Annotated in this window: 13 protein-coding genes; 8 read left to right on the top strand and 5 right to left on the bottom strand. The window is 71.2% G+C overall.

What is annotated here, in order from left to right; all coding sequences use genetic code 11:
• Positions 1 to 2 precede the first annotated feature (2 nt).
• A complete protein-coding gene (locus tag AB0O76_RS12910) occupies positions 3 to 818 on the top strand; it encodes a PaaX family transcriptional regulator C-terminal domain-containing protein (RefSeq protein WP_365488844.1) in 816 nt (271 codons plus the stop codon).
• Here the strand turns inward: AB0O76_RS12910 and AB0O76_RS12915 are convergent.
• Positions 802 to 3156 (bottom strand): bifunctional salicylyl-CoA 5-hydroxylase/oxidoreductase, encoded by a 2355-nt coding sequence (locus AB0O76_RS12915; protein ID WP_365488961.1) that lies wholly within the window; start codon positions 3154 to 3156, stop codon positions 802 to 804. The two genes, AB0O76_RS12910 and AB0O76_RS12915, sit on opposite strands and share 17 nt — an antisense overlap.
• A 110-nt stretch (positions 3157 to 3266) precedes the next feature.
• Positions 3267 to 4094 (bottom strand): enoyl-CoA hydratase family protein, encoded by an 828-nt coding sequence (locus AB0O76_RS12920; protein WP_365488847.1) that lies wholly within the window; start codon positions 4092 to 4094, stop codon positions 3267 to 3269.
• Positions 4095 to 4309: 215 nt separating this feature from the next.
• Between AB0O76_RS12920 and AB0O76_RS12925 the strand changes: the two genes are divergently transcribed.
• Positions 4310 to 4786, top strand: coding sequence for an ATP-binding protein (locus tag AB0O76_RS12925; RefSeq protein WP_365488850.1), 477 nt, complete (start codon positions 4310 to 4312; stop codon positions 4784 to 4786).
• Here the strand turns inward: AB0O76_RS12925 and AB0O76_RS12930 are convergent.
• From AB0O76_RS12930 to AB0O76_RS12940, 3 genes are all read right to left on the bottom strand, one after another.
• A complete protein-coding gene (locus AB0O76_RS12930) occupies positions 4767 to 6239 on the bottom strand; it encodes an amino acid permease (RefSeq protein ID WP_365488852.1) in 1473 nt (490 codons plus the stop codon). The genes AB0O76_RS12925 and AB0O76_RS12930 overlap by 20 nt on opposite strands.
• A gap of 105 nt (positions 6240 to 6344) precedes the next feature.
• Positions 6345 to 7343, bottom strand: coding sequence for an ornithine carbamoyltransferase (gene argF, locus AB0O76_RS12935; protein ID WP_365488855.1), 999 nt, complete (start codon positions 7341 to 7343; stop codon positions 6345 to 6347).
• Between the two features lie 129 nt (positions 7344 to 7472).
• Positions 7473 to 8699 (bottom strand): arginine deiminase, encoded by a 1227-nt coding sequence (locus tag AB0O76_RS12940; protein ID WP_365488859.1) that lies wholly within the window; start codon positions 8697 to 8699, stop codon positions 7473 to 7475.
• A gap of 146 nt (positions 8700 to 8845) precedes the next feature.
• Here AB0O76_RS12940 and AB0O76_RS12945 point away from each other — a divergent pair, with 146 nt between their 5' ends.
• From AB0O76_RS12945 to AB0O76_RS12970, 6 genes are all read left to right on the top strand, one after another.
• Positions 8846 to 9625, top strand: a complete 780-nt coding sequence (locus tag AB0O76_RS12945; RefSeq protein WP_365488862.1) for a hypothetical protein — start codon at positions 8846 to 8848, stop codon at positions 9623 to 9625.
• Positions 9622 to 10368 carry a two-component system response regulator CseB gene (gene cseB, locus AB0O76_RS12950; RefSeq protein ID WP_365488865.1) on the top strand — a complete coding sequence of 249 codons (747 nt, stop codon included), beginning with the start codon at positions 9622 to 9624 and terminating at the stop codon, positions 10366 to 10368. The genes AB0O76_RS12945 and cseB overlap by 4 nt, the downstream gene beginning before the upstream one ends.
• A gap of 2 nt (positions 10369 to 10370) precedes the next feature.
• On the top strand, positions 10371 to 11618 hold the full coding sequence (locus tag AB0O76_RS12955) for a HAMP domain-containing sensor histidine kinase (protein ID WP_365488868.1): 1248 nt from the start codon (positions 10371 to 10373) through the stop codon (positions 11616 to 11618).
• A gap of 120 nt (positions 11619 to 11738) precedes the next feature.
• On the top strand, positions 11739 to 13532 hold the full coding sequence (locus tag AB0O76_RS12960; protein WP_365488871.1) for a transglycosylase domain-containing protein: 1794 nt from the start codon (positions 11739 to 11741) through the stop codon (positions 13530 to 13532).
• Between the two features lie 411 nt (positions 13533 to 13943).
• Entirely contained in the window at positions 13944 to 15458 is a 1515-nt protein-coding gene (locus AB0O76_RS12965; RefSeq protein WP_365488874.1) for a 3' terminal RNA ribose 2'-O-methyltransferase Hen1, read from the top strand.
• A complete protein-coding gene (locus AB0O76_RS12970; protein WP_365488877.1) occupies positions 15455 to 18022 on the top strand; it encodes a polynucleotide kinase-phosphatase in 2568 nt (855 codons plus the stop codon). Before AB0O76_RS12965 ends, AB0O76_RS12970 begins: the two co-directional genes overlap by 4 nt.
• The last annotated feature ends 51 nt before the right edge of the window (positions 18023 to 18073 follow it).

Consider the following 18073-nt stretch of genomic DNA (forward strand, 5'->3'; position numbering starts at 1 on the left):
ACGTGTCCGAGCAGCACACTCCCCGGTCCCTGATCGTCACCTTCTACGGCGCCTACGGGCGCGCGGCCCCCGGCCCGGTGCCCGTCGCCGAGCTGGTCAGGCTCCTCGCCCCCGTCGGCGTGGACGCCCCGTCCGTGCGCTCGTCCGTGTCCCGGCTCAAGCGGCGCGGCCTTCTCGTGCCCGCGCGGACGGCGGCGGGCGCCGCGGGGTACGCCCTCTCGCCCGACGCGCGGCAGCTCCTGGACGACGGCGACCGCCGCATCTACGCGAATCCCCCGGCCGCGCGGCAGGGCGGCGGCTGGGTGCTCGCCGTGTTCTCCGTACCGGAGTCGGAACGCCAGAAGCGGCACGTGCTGCGCTCCCGGCTTGCCGGGCTCGGCTTCGGGACGGCCGCTCCGGGGGTGTGGATCGCCCCGGCGCATCTCTACGAAGAGACCCGGCACACCCTGGAGCGCCTCCAACTCGCCGGGTACGTCGACCTGTTCCGCGGCGAGCACCTGGGCTTCGCCCCGACGTCCGAAGCGGTGGGCCGGTGGTGGGACCTGGCGGCGATCGCCAAGCAGCACGAGGCATTCCTCGACCGCCACGAGCCGGTGCTCCGCTCCTGGCAGGGCCGCACGGACACGCCCCCGGACGCGGCCTACCGGGACTATCTCCTTGCCCTGGACTCCTGGCGTCGGCTGCCGTACGCCGATCCGGGCCTGCCGGCCGATCTGTTGCCGCACGGGTGGCCGGGCGAGCGGTCCGCCGAGGTGTTCGCGGCGCTCGACGAGCGGCTTCGGGCGGCGGGGGCGCGGTTCGTCAACCCCCCAGCGTGAGGCGGGGCTTGGGCGCGTCCGTACGTCCCGTCTGCGGGCGGCGGCTGCCCGCCCGGTACTGCTGCGGCCAGCTGACGCCCGGTCCCGAGTAGCCCTGCTCGGCCGCCGCGTGCAGCGTCCAGTGGGGGTCGTACAGGTGTGGCCTCGCCAGAGCGCACAGGTCCGTACGGCCCGCCAGGATCAGGGAGTTGACGTCGTCCCAGGAGGAGATGGCGCCGACCGTGATGACGGGGATGCCGGTTTCGTTGCGGATGCGGTCGGCGAACGGGGTCTGGTAGGAGCGGCCGTACGCGGGGCGCTCGTCGGAGACGACCTGGCCGGTGGAGACGTCGATCGCGTCGGCTCCGTGGTCGGCGAAGGCGCGGGCGATCTCGACGGCCTCTTCGGCGGTGGTGCCTCCGTCGGCCCAGTCGGTGGCGGAGATGCGGACGGTCATTGGTTTGTCGTCAGGCCACAACTCCCGTATCGCGTCGAAGACTTCGAGGGGGAAGCGCAGCCGGTTCGTGAGCGAACCGCCGTACGCGTCGGTGCGCCGGTTGGTGAGCGGCGAGAGGAAGCCGGACAGCAGATAGCCGTGCGCGCAGTGCAGTTCGAGCAGGTCGAAGCCGCTGTGTTCCGCCCGTCGCGCGGCGGAGGTGAACTGCTCGCGGATCTCGTCGAGTCCGGCCCGGTCCAGCTCGAGCGGGCGTTGGCTGTTCTCCTTGTACGGGAGCGAAGAGGGCGCCACCAGCGGCCAGTTGCCGTCGTCGAGGGGGTCGTCGATGCCTTCCCACATCAGCTTCGTCGAGCCCTTGCGACCCGAGTGGCCCAACTGGACACCGATCGCGGTGCCCGGCGCCTGGTCGTGCGCGAAGTCGGTGATCCGCCGCCAGGCGTCGGCCTGTTCATCGGTGTAGATCCCGGCGCAGCCCGGCGTGATGCGGCCCCGCTCGCTGACGCACACCATCTCGGTCATGACGAGGCCTGCACCGCCCAGCGCCCTGGCCCCCAGATGGACGAGGTGGAAGTCGCCGGGGACGCCGTCCTCGGCGGAGTACATGTCCATCGGCGACACGACCACGCGGTTGCGCAGGGTCAGATCGCGCAGCCGGAAGGGCGTGAACATCGGCGGTGTGCCTTCGGGGCAGCCGAAGTCGCGCTCGACGGCCTCGGTGAAGTGGGCGTCGCGCAGCCGCAGATTGTCGTGGGTGACGCGGCGGCTGCGGGTGAGCAGGTTGAACGCGAACTGCCGCGGCGGCTGGTCGAGATAGTCGGGAAGCCGCTCGAACCACTCCAGGCTCGCGCGGGCGGCGCGCTGCGTGGACTCGACGACGGGGCGTCGCTCCGTCTCGTACGCGGCGAGGGCCTCAGGGATTCCGGGCTGCTCCTGGAGGCAGGCGGCGAGTGCGAGGGCGTCCTCGACGGCGAGCTTGGTGCCGGAGCCGATGGAGAAGTGGGCGGTGTGGGCGGCGTCGCCCATGAGCACCGTATTGCCGTGCGACCAGCGCTTGTTGACGACGGTGCGGAAGGTGGTCCAGGCGGACTTGTTGCCGCGCAGAGCCCGTCCCCCGAGCGCGTCGGCGAAGATCTTGGCGCAGCGTTCGGTCGACTCCTGCTCGTCGAGCTCCGCGAACCCGGCGGCCTCCCAGACCTCTTCGCGCATCTCGACGATGACCGTGGAAGCGTCGGAGGCGTAGGGATAGCCGTGCAGCTGCATCACGCCGTGCTCGGTCTCGGCGATCTCGAAGCGGAAGGCGTCGAAGGCGAAGTCGGCGGCGAGCCAGATGTAGCGGCAGCGGTGCGTCTCGATGCTCGGCGCGAAGACGTCGGCGTACGCATCGCGGGTGAGGCTGTGCACGCCGTCGGCCGCGATCACCAGGTCGTACGCGGCGGAGAGTTCGGCCGCGGGCGGCGCCTCGGAGCGGAAGCGCAGGTCGACGCCGAGGTCGCGGCACCGCTCGTGCAGGATCTCCAGGAGGCGGCGCCTGCCGAGGGCCGCGAAGCCGTGCCCGCCGGAGGTGTGGCGGCCGCCCCGGTGCACGATGTCGATGTCGTCCCAGCGGACGAACTCGGCCTGCAGCGCGGCGTACACGACGGGGTCGGCGTGCTCGATGCCGCCGAGGGTCTCGTCGGAGAGGACTACTCCGAAGCCGAAGGTGTCGTCGGGGGCGTTGCGCTCCCAGACGGTGATCTCGCGCCGCGGGTCGAGCCGCTTGAGCAGGGCGGCGGAGTAGAGCCCGCCGGGCCCGCCGCCGATGACGGCGATGCGGTGCGCCGCGGGCGGCGTGGGCGGTGTGGGCGGTGTGGGCGGTGTGGACCTCCAGGCCGATGTGGGCGCTTCGGCGGAGCTCCCCGGCATCCCGGGCGCGGCCCCTGCGGCGAGCGTGGGTACCTCGGCCTGCTTGGGTGCCTCGACATGAGCGGCTGCCTCGGTCCGCGTCGGCCCGCCGCCCTTCGGCGTGCCCACGCTCATCGCCCCTGCCACTTCGGCGGGCGCTTCTCGGTGAAGGCGGCGTGGAATTCCTTGTAGTCCTCGCCGTTCATGAGCAGCGCCTGGGTCGCCGCGTCCAGCTCGACGGCCGCCGCGAGGGGCATGTCGAGTTCCGAGGTGAGCAGCGCCTTGGTCTGTGCGTACGCGAGGGCAGGACCGTCGGCGAGGCGGCGGGCGAGGGTCGCTGCGGCCTCGGCGGCCCTGCCCTCGTCGGTCAGCTCGCTGATCAGGCCGATCCGCTCGGCTTCGGGGGCGCGCACCGGCTCTCCCAGCATCAGGAGCCGCGTCGCGTGACCGAGGCCGACGACGCGCGGCAGCAGGTAGGCGGCCCCCATGTCGCCGCCCGACAGGCCCACCCGCGTGAAGAGGAAGGAGAACCGTGCCGAGGGGTCGGCCACCCGGAAGTCGGCGGCGAGCGCGAGGACGGCGCCCGCACCGGCGGCCACCCCGTGCACGGCGGCGATCACGGGGAAGGGGCACTCGCGGATCGCGCGCACGACCTGCCCCGTCATGCGGTTGAAGTCGAGCAGCTGCGCGGTGTCCATGGAGAGGGTCGCGCCGATGATCTCGTCGACGTCACCACCCGAGCAGAAGCCCCGCCCCTCTCCCCCGAGGACCAGGGCGCGCACGGATTTGTCGCGGGACAGCTCGGCCAGGAGATCGCGCAGGTCGGCGTAGGCGCCGAAGGTGAGTGCGTTGAGTTTGTCGGGGCGGGCGAGCGTGACCGTGGCGACCCCGTCGTCGACCTCGTACCGCAGGTGCTGCCAGTCGGGGGTGCGGGGCGCCGATCCGGTGAAGGGACTCATCAGGTGCGGCCTCCTCGGCCTGGGGCTGGAGTTCGCTACCCTTCGAAGTTATCACCGATCTGTGACTGTCGTCATGAGTGCGCGATAAGACCGCCGCCTCTCCCGTCCCACTGGGAACGAAGGTCACGAAATGCACGTCTTTTCACTCGGAGTCGCCTGGAGAACCCCAGGGTCGGACGTCCCGGATATGCCCGACCGACGACCCTGTCGTCATAATGCTTAAGATTCGTACGGTTGAAAGCAGGACCTCCTGCTGCCTGAACGGACCACCCGCCTTGCACGAATCTCCCGCTCCCGCCTCGTGGCGCATCGCGCTGCCGCACACCACGGCAGCCGTGCCGATTGCCCGCGCGCTGGTGCGTACGGCCCTCGCGGAGATCGAGTCGGCCGCGGACACCGACACCGCGGAGCTGCTCACGGCGGAGCTGGTGGCCAACGCGGTGGAGCACACGGCGGGGGATGCCCCCATAGAGCTCGTCATCGAGCTGCTTCCGAACGGCTGCCAGGTCGAGGTGCACGACTCCAACCCGCAGCCGCCCGGCGACCTCACGGCCCCCGCGCCGAACTCGGAGCCGGACCCCTGGCAGGAGCACGGGCGCGGACTGCTCCTGATCCGCACCCTCAGCTCGTCCTGCGGACACCGCCCCACCGACTCCGGCAAGGCGGTCTGGTTCACACTGCCTGCGGCGTAGGCACCTCGGCCTCGGTCTCAGCATCGGCCTCTGCCTGTGCGGCCGCCCTGCCGAGCCGCGAGTGCCCGCGGCCGTACAGCGCGTACACCAGAGCGCCCACCACGAGGAACACGGCGAACTGCACCCACGTCGTCCAGCCCGTGCCCCAGATCAGATAGAGGCAGAAACCCACGCCGAGCACCGGGCTCACGGGGTACAGCGGCACCCGGAAGGTGCGCTTCAGGCCGGGGGCCGAGCGGCGCAGCGCGATCACCGCGACATTCACCACGATCATGATCGCCAGCGTGCCGATCGTCGTCAGGTTCACCACCGCGTCCAGCGACGAGAAGGCGGCGGGGACGGCGAAGACCGCCGCGACGATCCAGGTGTTGGCGACGGGCGTCGACGTCTTCGGCGAGACGCGCTCGAAGACGCGCGGGACGAGCCCGTCCCGGGACATCGACATGAGGATGCGGGTCTGCCCGTACATCACGGCGAGTACGACGGACGCGATCGCCACGACCGCGCCAAAGGCGATGATGCCGCCGCCGACGGCCGAATCGGTGACGTGGTCGACGACCAGCGAGAGCGCGGCGGGCTTGTCGGCGACCGCGTCGCCGCCGAGCGCGCCGATCGCCCCGAGCGCCACGGCCACGTACAGCAGGGTGACGACACCGATGCAGATCATGATCGCGATCGGGATGTTCCGCCGCGGGTTCTTGACCTCTTCGCCGGCTGTGGTGATCGCGTCGAAGCCGATGAAGGAGAAGAAGGCGAGCGACGCGCCCGAGGTGATTCCGGCGACGCCCGCGCCCGCGAAGGGCGTGAGGTTGCCGTCCTTGAACGCGGTGAACGCGATCGCCAGGAAGAGCAGCAGGATCCCGATCTTGAGCACGGCCATCGCGGCCGTCGCCCCCGCGCTCTCGCGGATGCCGCGCACGAGCAGGGTCGCGGCGAGCAGGATCACGACGATGGCGGGCAGGTTCACGACGCCGCCCTCGCCCGGTCCGGCGGAGAGCGCGTCGGGCAGCTGCCGGCCGGTGAGGCTGTCGAGCAGCTCGTTCAGGTACTGGCTCCAGCCGACCGCCACGGCCGAGACGGAGACGCCGTACTCCAGGAGCAGGCACCAGCCGACCAGGAACGCGGTGCGCTCGCCTAGCGAGCCGTACGCGAAGGAGTACGAGCTGCCGGACACCGGTATCGCGCCGCCGAGCTCAGCGAACGAGAACGCGGTGAAGATGCAGGTCACGGCCGCGAGGACATACGAGACGGCGACCGCGGGGCCCGCCTCGGCGACGCTGTCGGAGAGGCCGACGAAGATGCCGGTGCCGACGATGGCGCCGACGCCGAAGCAGACCAGCTGGAAGAGGCCCATGGTCCGCTTCAGACCGTGCCCCTCCAGGTCTGCGCCCGATTCGGCGACGAGAAGTTCGGGGGACTTGATGCGGAGCCCTGCCGGGCCGGTCGAGCGCATGCGGTGGTTCTCATTTCGGTGGTGCTGGAAGCGGCGGGGGTGATGCCGCAAAAGAAGCGGGACCGGGGGAAGGTGTTCCCCGGCCCCGCTGGATCGAGCAGCAGGTCAGGCGAGCGTGGCGACGAGGATCGCCTTGATCGTGTGGAGCCGGTTCTCCGCCTCGTCGAAGACGACGGAGTGCGCCGACTCGAAGACCTCGTCGGTGACCTCGAGAGAGCTTAGACCGTGCCGCTCGTGGATCTCGCGGCCGACCTTCGTGCCCAGGTCGTGGTAGGCGGGCAGGCAGTGCAGGAACTTCACGTCGGCGTTGCCCGTGGCGCGCAGGACGTCCATCGTGACGGCGTACGGAGCCAGTGCCGTTATGCGCTCGTCCCAGACCTCCTTGGGCTCGCCCATGGAGACCCAGACGTCGGTCACGACGAAGTCGGCGCCCGCGACGCCCTCGGCGACGTCCTCGCTGAGCGTGATCCTGGCGCCGCTGGCCTCGGCGAGCTCACGGGCCCGGGCGACGATCTCGTCGGCGGGCCAGTAGGCCTTCGGCGCGACGATGCGTACGTCCATGCCGAGGAGCGCGCCGGTGACGAGGTAGGAGTTGCCCATGTTGAAGCGGGCGTCACCGAGGTAGGCGAAGGAGATCCCGGTGAGGGGCTTGCTGCTGTGCTCGGTCATCGTGAGCACGTCGGCGAGCATCTGCGTGGGGTGCCAGTCGTCGGTCAGACCGTTCCAGACGGGCACGCCCGCGTAGGCGGCGAGCTCCTCGACGGCGTCCTGGCTGTCCCCGCGGTACTCGATGCCGTCGAACATCCGGCCGAGCACCCGGGCGGTGTCCTTGACCGACTCCTTGTGCCCGATCTGGGAGCCCGACGGGTCGAGGTACGTGGTGGAGGCGCCCTGGTCGGCGGCGGCGACCTCGAAGGAGCAGCGCGTGCGCGTCGAGGTCTTCTCGAAGATCAGCGCGATGTTCTTGCCGCGCAGACACTGGGTCTCGGTCCCCGCCTTCTTGGCCGCCTTCAGCTCGGCGGCCAGATCGATCAGGCCGCGGAACTCCTCGGCGGTGAAGTCCAGCTCCTTGAGGAAGTGGCGGCCGGTGAGGTCGATGGCCATGGGGGCGCTCCAGGGGTACGCGTACGGGGGACACTGGAAGTCTATACGACGCTCCACATTTCTATACAGGCTGGATTTCCCTGCGGAACAGGCCTGGATTTCCCTGTGGCCCGCCGCCCCGCTCACTCCTCAGTCGACGGGATCCCGCTCCACGGGGCAACTCATGCACCGGGGCCCGCCCCGGCCCCGGCCGAGCTCGCTCCCCCGGATCTCGATGACCTCGATGCCCTCCTTGCGCAGATAGGTGTTCGTGGTCGAGTTCCGCTCGTACGCGACCACGACACCCGGCTCGACCGCGAGGACGTTGCAGCCGTCGTCCCACTGCTCGCGCTCGGCCGCGTGCACGTCCTGGGTGGCGGTGAGCACCCGGATGCGGCTCAGCCCCAGGGCCGCCGCGATCGCCCGGTGCATGTGCTCGGGCGGATGGTCGGTGACCTTCAGCTCGCGTCCGTCGACACCCGGCTCGATGGTGTACGAGCGGAGCATGCCGAGCCCCGCGTACTGCGTGAAGGTGTCGCCGTCGACCATCGTCATCACCGTGTCGAGATGCATGAACGCGCGCCGCTTCGGCATGTCGAGCGCCACGATCGTCTGCGCCGAACCCGCGGCGAACAGCTTGTGGGCGAGCATCTCGACGGCCTGCGGGGTGGTGCGCTCGCTCATCCCGATGAGCACCGCGCCCTGGCCGATCACCAGGACGTCGCCTCCCTCGATGGTGGAGGGGTAGTCGGACTGCCCCTGGGACCAGATGTGGAAGTCCTCGGCGCGGAACAGCGGGTGGTACTGGTAGATCGCCTCGAAGTGCACGGTCTCGCGCTGCCTGGCCGGCAGGCGCATCGCGTTGATGGAGACGCCGTCGTGTATCCAGGCCGAAGTGTCGCGCGTGAAGAGGTGGTTGGGGAGCGGACCGAGCAGGAAGTCGTCCAGATCCATGCAGTGGAAGCGTACGGACGTCGGCTCCGGATGCCGCTCCAGGAACTCCCGCTTGGTCATCCCGCCGACCAGCGCCTCGACAAGATCGGCGGAGGGCATCGTCTCGAACGCGGCCCGCAGATGGTCGGTGGCGAGCGGCCCGTACTCCTTCTCGTCGAAGACCCGGTCCAGGACGAGAAGGCGGGCCGCCGGTACGTCCAGGGCCTCGGTGAGCAGGTCGCCGAAGAGGTGGACGGTCACATCACGGTCCCGCAGCACATCCGCGAATCCGTCGTGCTCCTGGCGGGCTCTGCGGACCCACAGGACGTCGTCGAAGAGCAACGCGTCCTTGTTGGTGGGGGTGAGCCGCTTCAGCTCCAGATCAGGGCGGTGCAGTATCACGCGGCGCAGCCGCCCGGCCTCGGAGTCGACACGGAAGGTCATGAACTCAGCCTGCCACGGCGGGGCGGCCGGGACACCAGGACCGGCCATACCGCTCCCGGCACAGCACTTCCCCGACGATTTCTTCCAGTTCGCCATCCGCAGCTCCCGATCAGCCCCGCTCCGGCTCCCGTTAGGCTGGCCGGGCCATGCGACTCTCCTTCCGCCCGTTCCCCGCGCCGCAACGAGCCGCGGTCCGTGCGGCCGTGGCCGTCGTCGTCGCCGGAGTGGCCGGAGTCGCCGCGCTGACCGGATGCGCCGCGCAGAACGGCGGGGTCGAGGACAGGGGCGTCGCGCCGAGCCTCTCGGCGCCGGTCAGCTCATCGCCGCTGTGGCCGGACTACACGTCGCCTCCGTCCGAGGGCAATGGCCTGGACCCCGGCCCCACCAAGCCCTACCTCCCCGTCAAGGGAGTGTCGGTGCCCGCGGGAGGCCTGCGGAAGGTGCCCCTGGAGAAGCTGCTTTCGCACGACCCCAACGTGCCCGGGGTGGTGAGCGTCATGCCGAAGGCCTGTCCGGGAGCGAAGTGCGGCATCCGCACCCCCGCCTACCGTGACCTCACCGGGGACGGCGCCGACGAACTCGTCGTGGCCGTCGACGATCCGGGCACCGCAAGCACCGTCGTCGTGGTCTACCGGGCCACCGGCCACACCGTCCGGCCCATCCTCGTCTCGTACGGCCAGCTGGGGCTCACCGGCGAGACGCTCGGCCGGGACCTCGTGCTGACCTGGGCCGGCGCATCCGGCGAGTACATCACCCGCTACCGATGGAACGGGAAGGGAATGGCGCCGTACCTGCAGGACGACGAGCCCGGCCGCCCCGCCGCAAGCCCCAGCATCGCCCCCGAACCGCAGCGCCCCACGGCCACTCCCAGCGCCGGCCCCGACCCGCAGCGCCCCGCGAGACCCGACCCGAGGCCCACGCCATGACGACCCCCCACTCAGCTTCACCGACGCGGCCCGCGCCCCGCCCCGCGGCCGAGGCCCACCTCCTCCTGGTCGAGGACGACGAGGTCATCCGCAACACCGTGCGGATGGTGCTGGAGCGCTACGGCTTCACCGTCTCCACGGCCGCCGATGGCCTGACCGGGCTTGAGATCTTCCGCGAGAGCCAACCCGACCTGCTCCTCCTCGACGTGATGCTCCCCGAGCTCGACGGCATCGGTCTCTGCCGCCGGGTCCGCGAACTCAGCCTCGCGCCCATCCTGATGATGTCCGCGCGCGGCGACTCCCTCGACGTGGTCTCGGGACTTGAGGCGGGCGCCGACGACTACGTCGTGAAGCCCATCGAGAGCGCCGTGCTGGTGGCCCGGATACGTTCCCTGCTGCGCCGCTCCTCCTTCTGCCCCGCCACCGCGGGCCTTCCGGAGGCCGCCGACACCCCGGACGTCGTCCTGGTCTTCGGTGAGCTGACCATCGACACGAAGGGCATGGAGGTGCGGCGGGCCGGGGAGCCGCTCGCGCTGACCCCGACCGAGCTGCGGATGCTCCTGGAGTTCGCCGCATCGCCCGGCGTCGTCCTTGAGCGCCGGACCCTTCTCAGCCGGGTGTGGGACCACGCCTGGCACGGCGACACCCGCGTGGTCGACCTGCACGTGCAGCGGCTGCGCGCCAAGATCGGCGCCGAACGGATCGAGACGGTCCGCGGCTTCGGCTACAAGCTGCGGCGCTGACCATGGCATTGCGCTGGCGGATCGTCGCACTCGTGGCCGCTGCCATCTGCACCGTGGCCGCGGCCGTCGGCGTGCTCGTGCACAACGCGTCCCGTGCGCGGGAGCTGTCCCAGGCCCGCGACGCCGCGAGCACCACCCTCGACAGGGCCGCCGTCACCTACGCCCGCACCGGAGTCGTTCAGGGGTCCGGCGCCGCGCTCGACGCCCGCGACCTGCCCGCGGGATTGCGGCGGCTCGTCCACAAGGGGCGGCAGGGTACCGAGTTCACCGGCGGCCCCGGCGGACCCGCGATGTGGGCCGCCCGGCCCGCGGGCGGCCGGGTCCTCTCCGTACACATCGACATGTCGGCCAGCATGCGCAACATCAGCGCCCTGGACACCAACATCGTGCTCGCCGGTCTTGTCGTCACCGCCGTGGTGCTTCCGCTCGGGGTGCTCACCGCGGGGCGGATGAGCCGCCGCCTTCGGATGGCCGCGGGCACCGCGCGCCGGATCGCCGCGGGCGACCTGGACGCCCGGATCGCCTCCCGGCCGCGGCCGCGCGACGAGATCGCCGAGATCTCCGGTGCCGTGGACTCGATGGCTTCCGCGCTGCAGGAGCGGCTCCGCGCCGAGCAGCGCTTCACCGCCGACGTCGCGCACGAGCTGCGCACCCCGCTCATGGGCCTGGTCACCGCGGCGGAACTGCTGCCCGACGACGACGAGGCCGTGGGGTACGTACGGGACCGGATCCGGGTCCTGAGCACCCTCGTCGAGGACCTGTTGGAGATCTCCCGGCTCGACGCGGGCGCCGAGCAGGCCGACCCGTCGCCGTGCCCGGTGGCACCGCTGGTCGAGGCGGCGATAGCCCGTACGGAGCTGCCCGCGAGCGTGCGGGTGGACGCCGCGCCGGAGCGTGCCACGGTCTGGACCGACCCGCGGCGGCTCGAGCGCATCGTGGCCAACCTGCTCGTCAACGCGCACCGCCACGGCCACCCCCCGGTCGAGGTCACCGTGGCCGCGGACGGCAGGACCGTGACCGTACGCGACCACGGCGGCGGCTACCCCGATGAACTCCTCGATGACGGCCCGCAGCGGTTCCGCACCGGCGTCCGCGAGCGCGGCCGGGGCCACGGTCTGGGGCTGACCATCGCCCGTGGCCAGGCCGAAGTGATCGGCGCCACCCTTGAGTTCGGCAACGCGCCGGACGGCGGAGCCGTCGCCACCCTCCGCCTTCCCGCCGGATCCGAGCCGCGGCCGATACACAGCTGATACAACCCCGCGCCTCGGCCGACACCCCGCTTTGAGCCGCCCAAGATCTTCTCTGCCGAAGATGCCGTCATGCGTATCAGGCAGGCAAAACGAGAGCCACGGGACGCGGAGGAGGCGGAGGTGGCGGCTGGCGAAACCGCCGCCGGCCGTAGGCGCCGGCACGCGACCGTCCGCCCCAAGAGCCGCCTCCGCCGCCTCTTCAGCTGGAAGAGGATCCTGATAACGGCGCTCTCCTTCGTCCTGCTCGTCGTGGGCGGCTTCACCGTCCTGTACTTCGCCATCGACGTCCCGCAGGGCAACGCGCAGGCCAAGGCGGAGAGCAACGTCTACCTGTACAGCGACGGCACCCTGCTGGCCCGCACCGGCGACGTCAACCGCGAGTCCGTCCCCATCAGCCGGGTGTCGAAGCCTGTCCGGCACGCCTTCGTCGCGGCCGAGAACAAGTCGTTCTACGAGGACTCCGGCATCGACCCTGCCGGGCTCACCCGGGGCCTGCTCAGCACGGTGTCCGGCGGAGGCACCCAAGGCGGCTCGACGATCACCCAGCAGTACGTCAAGAACTACTACCTCAGCCAGGAGCAGACCCTCACCCGCAAGGTGAAGGAGATGGTCATCTCGCTCAAGGTCGACCGGCGCGAGTCCAAGGACGACATCCTCGCCGGGTATCTCAACACCAGCTACTTCGGCCGCGTCGCGTACGGCATCCAGGCGGCGGCCCGCGCGTACTACGACACGGACGTCTCGGACCTGACCGTCGAGCAGGGCGCGTACCTCGCGGCACTGCTGCAGGCCCCCAGCCAGTACGACTGGGCGGTGGCCGGGCCCACCGCCCGGCGGCTGGTCAAGGCCCGCTGGAACTACGTACTGGACAACATGGTCGGCCAGGGCTGGCTCGACAAGGCCGAGCGGAAGCGGATGCGCTTCCCCGCACCCAGGGAGCCCCGGCCCACCCCCGGCCTCGACGGACAGGCGGGCTATCTGGTCGACGTCGCCAACCGCGAACTGGCCGCCACCGGCATCAGCGAGCAGCAGCTCGCGGCGGGCGGCTGGACCATCACGCTCAACATCGACCGGAAGCGGCAACGGGCCCTGGGAACAGCCGTCGACGCGGGCCCGCGCGGGCCCGGCACCCAGTCCGGCGCGGTGTCGGTCGACCCCAGGGACGGCCGCATCGTCGCCCTGTACGGCGGCCGCGACTACACCAAGCACTACCTCAACAACGCCACACGCTCCGACTACCAGACGGGCCCCGCCTTCCTGCCGGTCGTCAGCGCGGGCAAGATGGAGCATCACGCGGACCGTCCCGATTCGCCCTCCCGAGAACCCTTCGCCGGGGTCGAGAAGACCGCTGTGGACCTCGGCATCGACCCGCACGCCGGCGACTTCGACGACCCCGAGGCGATGTCCCTCGGCCTGCTCGGCACCAGCCCGCTCGAACTCGCCGGTGTCTACGCCACCCTCGCCCACCACGGCAAGAAGGTCACCCCGTCGATCGTGAAGTCCGCCCACCGCGACGACGAACACGCCGACCTGCGCAGCCCGGTGGGCGGGCAGACGGTCTCCCGCACCACCGCCGACACCGTCACCGCCGACCTGCAGACGGACTTCGACGGGCTGTTGGCCGCCCAGGGCACCGCCTCCGACTCCGCCCCCCGCTCAGCGGCCACCGTCCAGCAGCCCGTGGCGGGCGTCTCGGGCGCATCCGACGACGACAAGGCGGCCTGGCACATCGGCTACACACCCCAACTCCTCACCGCCGTCGGCCTGTTCGGCGAGGACCCCAAGAGCGGCAAACAGGCCCGCCTGGCCGCGGACGGCGAGAAGCGCGCCGGGCAGATCTGGACGGACTACATGAGCCAGGCACTACAGGGTGAGCCCCCGGCGCAGTTCGAGCTGGAGTGGGGGCAGTACTGACGGACGCCTGTGCAGAGGCGGAGGGCGGGGAGTCCTTGGTGGCCCGGGCCAGGACGAGTGCGCCGAGCATCGTGCACAGCCGGGCGATGCCGTCGACGGGCTCGCCGCCCGCCGCCGAGTGATCGCCTTCGACAACCGCGGAGTCGGTGCGTCAGGCGGCTCGACGCCCAGGTCATCGCCGCGAAGGAACCCCGCCTCGTACGCAGGATCATCCGCGCCGCTCTCAAGGGCGCACTGACGCGCGAGGATCCGAAGCAGTTCCTCTTCTTCACCGACACCGAGGACGGCCGACGGTGGGCGAGGCCGGCGGAGAAAAATCCCTGACTGTGCATCCGGTGTTCGCTGTACGTTGTAGAGGCGCGCCCGAGGGACGGCGTGTCCCCAGCTCAGATCCCGTTTCGAGGACCCACCGTGTTCCTGACCATCAGTACCACCGGCACCCCTGAACGCCCCGCGACCGACCTCGGGTTCCTGCTGCACAAGCATCCCGACAACGCGCAGCGTTTCTCCACATCGCACGGCACGGCGCACGTCCTCTACCCCGAGGCGACCGCCGAGCGCTGCACCGCGGCGCTGCTGCTCGAGGTGGACCCCGTGGCGCTCGTGCGCCGCGGCAAGGGCAAGGGGCGCGGCGGCGCGGCGGACGCGGCACTCGCGCAGTACGTCAACGACCGGCCGTACGCCGCGTCCTCGCTGCTCTCCGTCGCGATGAGCACGGTCTTCAAGAGCGCGCTGCGCGGGGTGTGCAACGCGCGCCCCGAACGGGCCGCGGCCCCCATGCCGTTGCGTATCGAGGTGCCCGCGCTGCCCGCGCGCGGCGGCGCCGATCTGGTGCACAAGCTGTTCGGTCCCCTTGGCTGGGACAGCGTGAGCGCCGAACCGGTCGCCCTCGACGAGCAGTTCCCCGAGTGGGGCGACTCGCGTTACATACGCCTTGTCCTGGAGGGCGAGTTGCGGCTCGCCGACGCGCTGCGGCAGCTGTATGTGCTGCTGCCGGTCCTCGACGACGCCAAGCACTACTGGGTGGCGCCCGACGAGGTCGACAAGCTGCTGCGGGCGGGCGAGGGATGGCTGGCCGAGCACCCCGAGCAGAAGCTGATCACCAGCCGCTATCTGTCGCGCCGCTGGGGTCTGACCCGGCAGGCGATGGAGGCCCTGGAGCTGGTGCGGCTCGCGGAGGCCGACGACAGCGAGGTCGAGGAGATCGACAACGCGGTCGACGAGACGACGGACACCGAGGAGAAGCCGGTGCCGCTCGCGGTCCAGCGGCGCACGGCGATCGTCGAAGCCCTGCGCGCCGCCGGGGCGGGCCGGGTGCTCGATCTCGGCTGCGGGCAGGGGCAGTTGGTGCACGAGCTCCTGAAGGACGTGCGGTTCACCGAGATCGTCGGCGTCGACGTCTCCGTGCGGGCGCTGACCATCGCCGCGCGCCGGCTGCGGATCGAGCGGATGGGCGAGCGCCAGGCGGACCGCGTGCGGCTTGTGCAGGGCTCGCTCGCCTACACCGACAAGCGGCTCAAGGGGTACGACGCCGCTGTGTTGAGCGAGGTGATCGAACACCTCGACCTGCCCCGTCTCCCCGCCCTGGAGTACGCCGTGTTCGGATCCGCCAGGCCTCGGACCGTGCTCGTGACGACGCCCAACGTCGAGTACAACGTCCGCTGGGAGACGCTCCCCGCCGGGCATGTGCGCCACGGCGACCACCGCTTCGAGTGGACGCGCGAGGAATTCCGCACCTGGGCGGGCGAGGTCGCCGAACGGCACGGATACGAGGTGGAGTTCGCCCCCGTCGGGCCCGACGACCCCGAGGTGGGGCCGCCCACCCAGATGGCCGTGTTCACGATGATCGCCGACACAAGCAACACCAACGACAACACAAGCAACACCAACGACAAGCAGACCGCGAAGGAGGCGAAGGCCGCATGACCAGTACCGAAACCAGCACGGGTGCCAGCACGAAGCGCACTCTCCCGGTGACCGACCTCTCCCTCGTGGTCCTCGTCGGCGCCACCGGATCCGGCAAGTCCACGTTCGCGCACCGGCAGTTCAAGGCGACCGAGGTGATCTCCTCGGACTTCTGCCGCGGGCTCGTCGCCGACGACGAGAACGACCAGAGCGCGAGCCGGGACGCCTTCGACGTCCTGCACTACATCGCGGGCAAGCGCCTCGCCGCCGGACGCCTCACCGTGGTCGACGCGACCAATGTGCAGGCCGAGAGCCGCAAGCAGCTCGTCCAGCTGGCCCGGCAGTACGACGTGCTGCCGATCGCGATCGTCCTCGACCTGCCCGAGGACATCTGCGCCGAGCGCAACGCCGCGCGCCCCGACCGGGCCGGCATGCCCCGCCATGTCATCTCACGCCACCGCCGCGAGCTGCGCCGTTCGCTGCGCGGTCTGGAGCGCGAGGGCTTCCGCAAGGTGCATGTGCTGCGCAGCGTCGATGAGGTGGAGAACGCCGAAGTCGTCCTGGAGAAGCGGTACAACGACCTCACCCACCTGACCGGTCCTTTCGACATCATCGGCGACATTCACGGCTGCAGCTCCGAGCTGGAGACCCTGCTCGCCAAGCTGGGGTACGTCGACGGGGCGCACCCCGATGGCCGCACGGCCGTCTTCGTCGGCGACCTCGTCGACCGCGGCCCCGACAGCCCCGGCGTCCTGCGCCGTGTCATGTCGATGGTCGCCGCAGGCAACGCCCTGTGCGTGCCCGGCAACCACGAGAACAAGCTCGGCCGCTACCTCAAGGGCCGGGGCGTCCAGCACACCCACGGCCTCGCCGAGACCATCGAGCAGTTGGAGAAGGAGGACGCCAAGGACCCGGACTTCCGGGAGCGGGTGCGAGAGTTCATCGACGGACTCGTCAGCCACTACGTCCTCGACGGCGGCAAGCTCGTCGTCTGCCACGCCGGCCTGCCCGAGAAGTACCACGGCCGCACCTCGGGCCGGGTCCGCTCGCACGCCCTGTACGGGGACACCACCGGCGAGACCGACGAGTTCGGCCTGCCCGTGCGCTACCCGTGGGCCGAGGAGTACCGGGGCCGGGCGACGGTCGTCTACGGCCACACGCCCGTGCCGAACACCAGCTGGATCAACAACACCATCTGCCTGGACACCGGCGCCGTCTTCGGCGGCAGGATGACCGCACTGCGCTGGCCGGAGCGTGAACTCGTCGACGTACCCGCCGAGCAGGTCTGGTACGAGCCCACCCGGCCCCTGGCCACCGAGGCACCCGGCGGCCACGAGGGACGCCCCCTCGACCTCGCCGACGTCAGCGGCCGCCGGACCGTGGAGACCCGGCACTCCGGCCGCGTCGCCGTGCGCGAGGAGAACGCCGCGGCCGCCCTGGAGGTCATGAGCCGCTTCGCGGTGGACCCCCGGCTGCTCGCCTACCTCCCGCCCACCATGGCCCCGACCGCTACGTCCCGGGTCGACGGCTACTTGGAGCACCCGGCCGAGGCCTTCGCCCAGTACCAGGCGGACGGCGTCGCGAAGGTCGTGTGCGAGGAGAAGCACATGGGCTCGCGAGCGGTCGCCCTGGTCTGCCGCGACGCGGACGTGGCGCGCGAACGCTTCGGCGCCGAGGGCCCGACCGGCGCGCTCCACACCCGCACCGGACGCCCCTTCTTCGACGATGCGTCCGTCACCGAGGAGATCCTCGGCCGACTGCGCGCCGCCGTCGCCGAGGCCGGGCTCTGGGAGGAGCTCGACACCGACTGGCTGCTGCTCGACGCCGAGCTGATGCCCTGGTCCCTCAAGGCGTCCGGCCTGCTGCGCAAGCAGTACGCCGCCGTGGGCGCCGCGTCCCGCGCCGTCTTGCCCAGTGCCCTCGCCGCCCTGGAGGCGACCGCCGCCCGCGGCATCGACGTCGGGGACCTGCTCGCCAAGCAGCGGGACCGGGCCACCGACGCGGCCGCGTTCACCGAGGCCTACCGCCGCTACTGCTGGCCGACGGACGGCCTGGACGGCGTACGCATCGCGCCGTTTCAGCTGCTCGCTGTCCAGGGCCGCTCCCTGGCGGCCGTACCGCACGACGAACAGCTCGCCTGGCTCGACCGCCTCGTCGAGCACGACCCGACCGGTCTGCTCCAGACCACCCGCCGTCTCGTCGTCGACACCGGCGACGAGGCATCGGTCCGGTCCGGCATCGACTGGTGGCTCGAGATGACCAGCCGCGGCGGCGAGGGCATGGTCGTCAAGCCGCTCCAGGCGCTCGTGCGCGACGGCAAGGGCCGACTCGTCCAGCCCGGCATCAAGGTGCGCGGCCGCGAGTACCTGCGGATCATCTACGGTCCCGAGTACACACGGCCGGACAACCTGGACCGGCTGCGGCAGCGCTTCCTGAACCACAAGCGCTCGCTCGCCCTGCGCGAGTACGCCCTCGGCCTCGAGGCCCTGGACCGGCTCGCCGACGGGGAGCCGCTGTGGCGCGTCCACGAGGCGGTCTTCGCCGTCCTGGCCCTGGAGTCGGAGCCGGTCGACCCGAGGCTGTGAGGCTCCGCCCGCCAACAGCGCCGTCGGCAGTGGCACTTACCGTGCCACTGC

The sequence above is a fragment of the Streptomyces sp. NPDC086554 genome (assembly GCF_040686095.1).
In the GTDB taxonomy this organism is placed as follows: domain Bacteria; phylum Actinomycetota; class Actinomycetes; order Streptomycetales; family Streptomycetaceae; genus Streptomyces.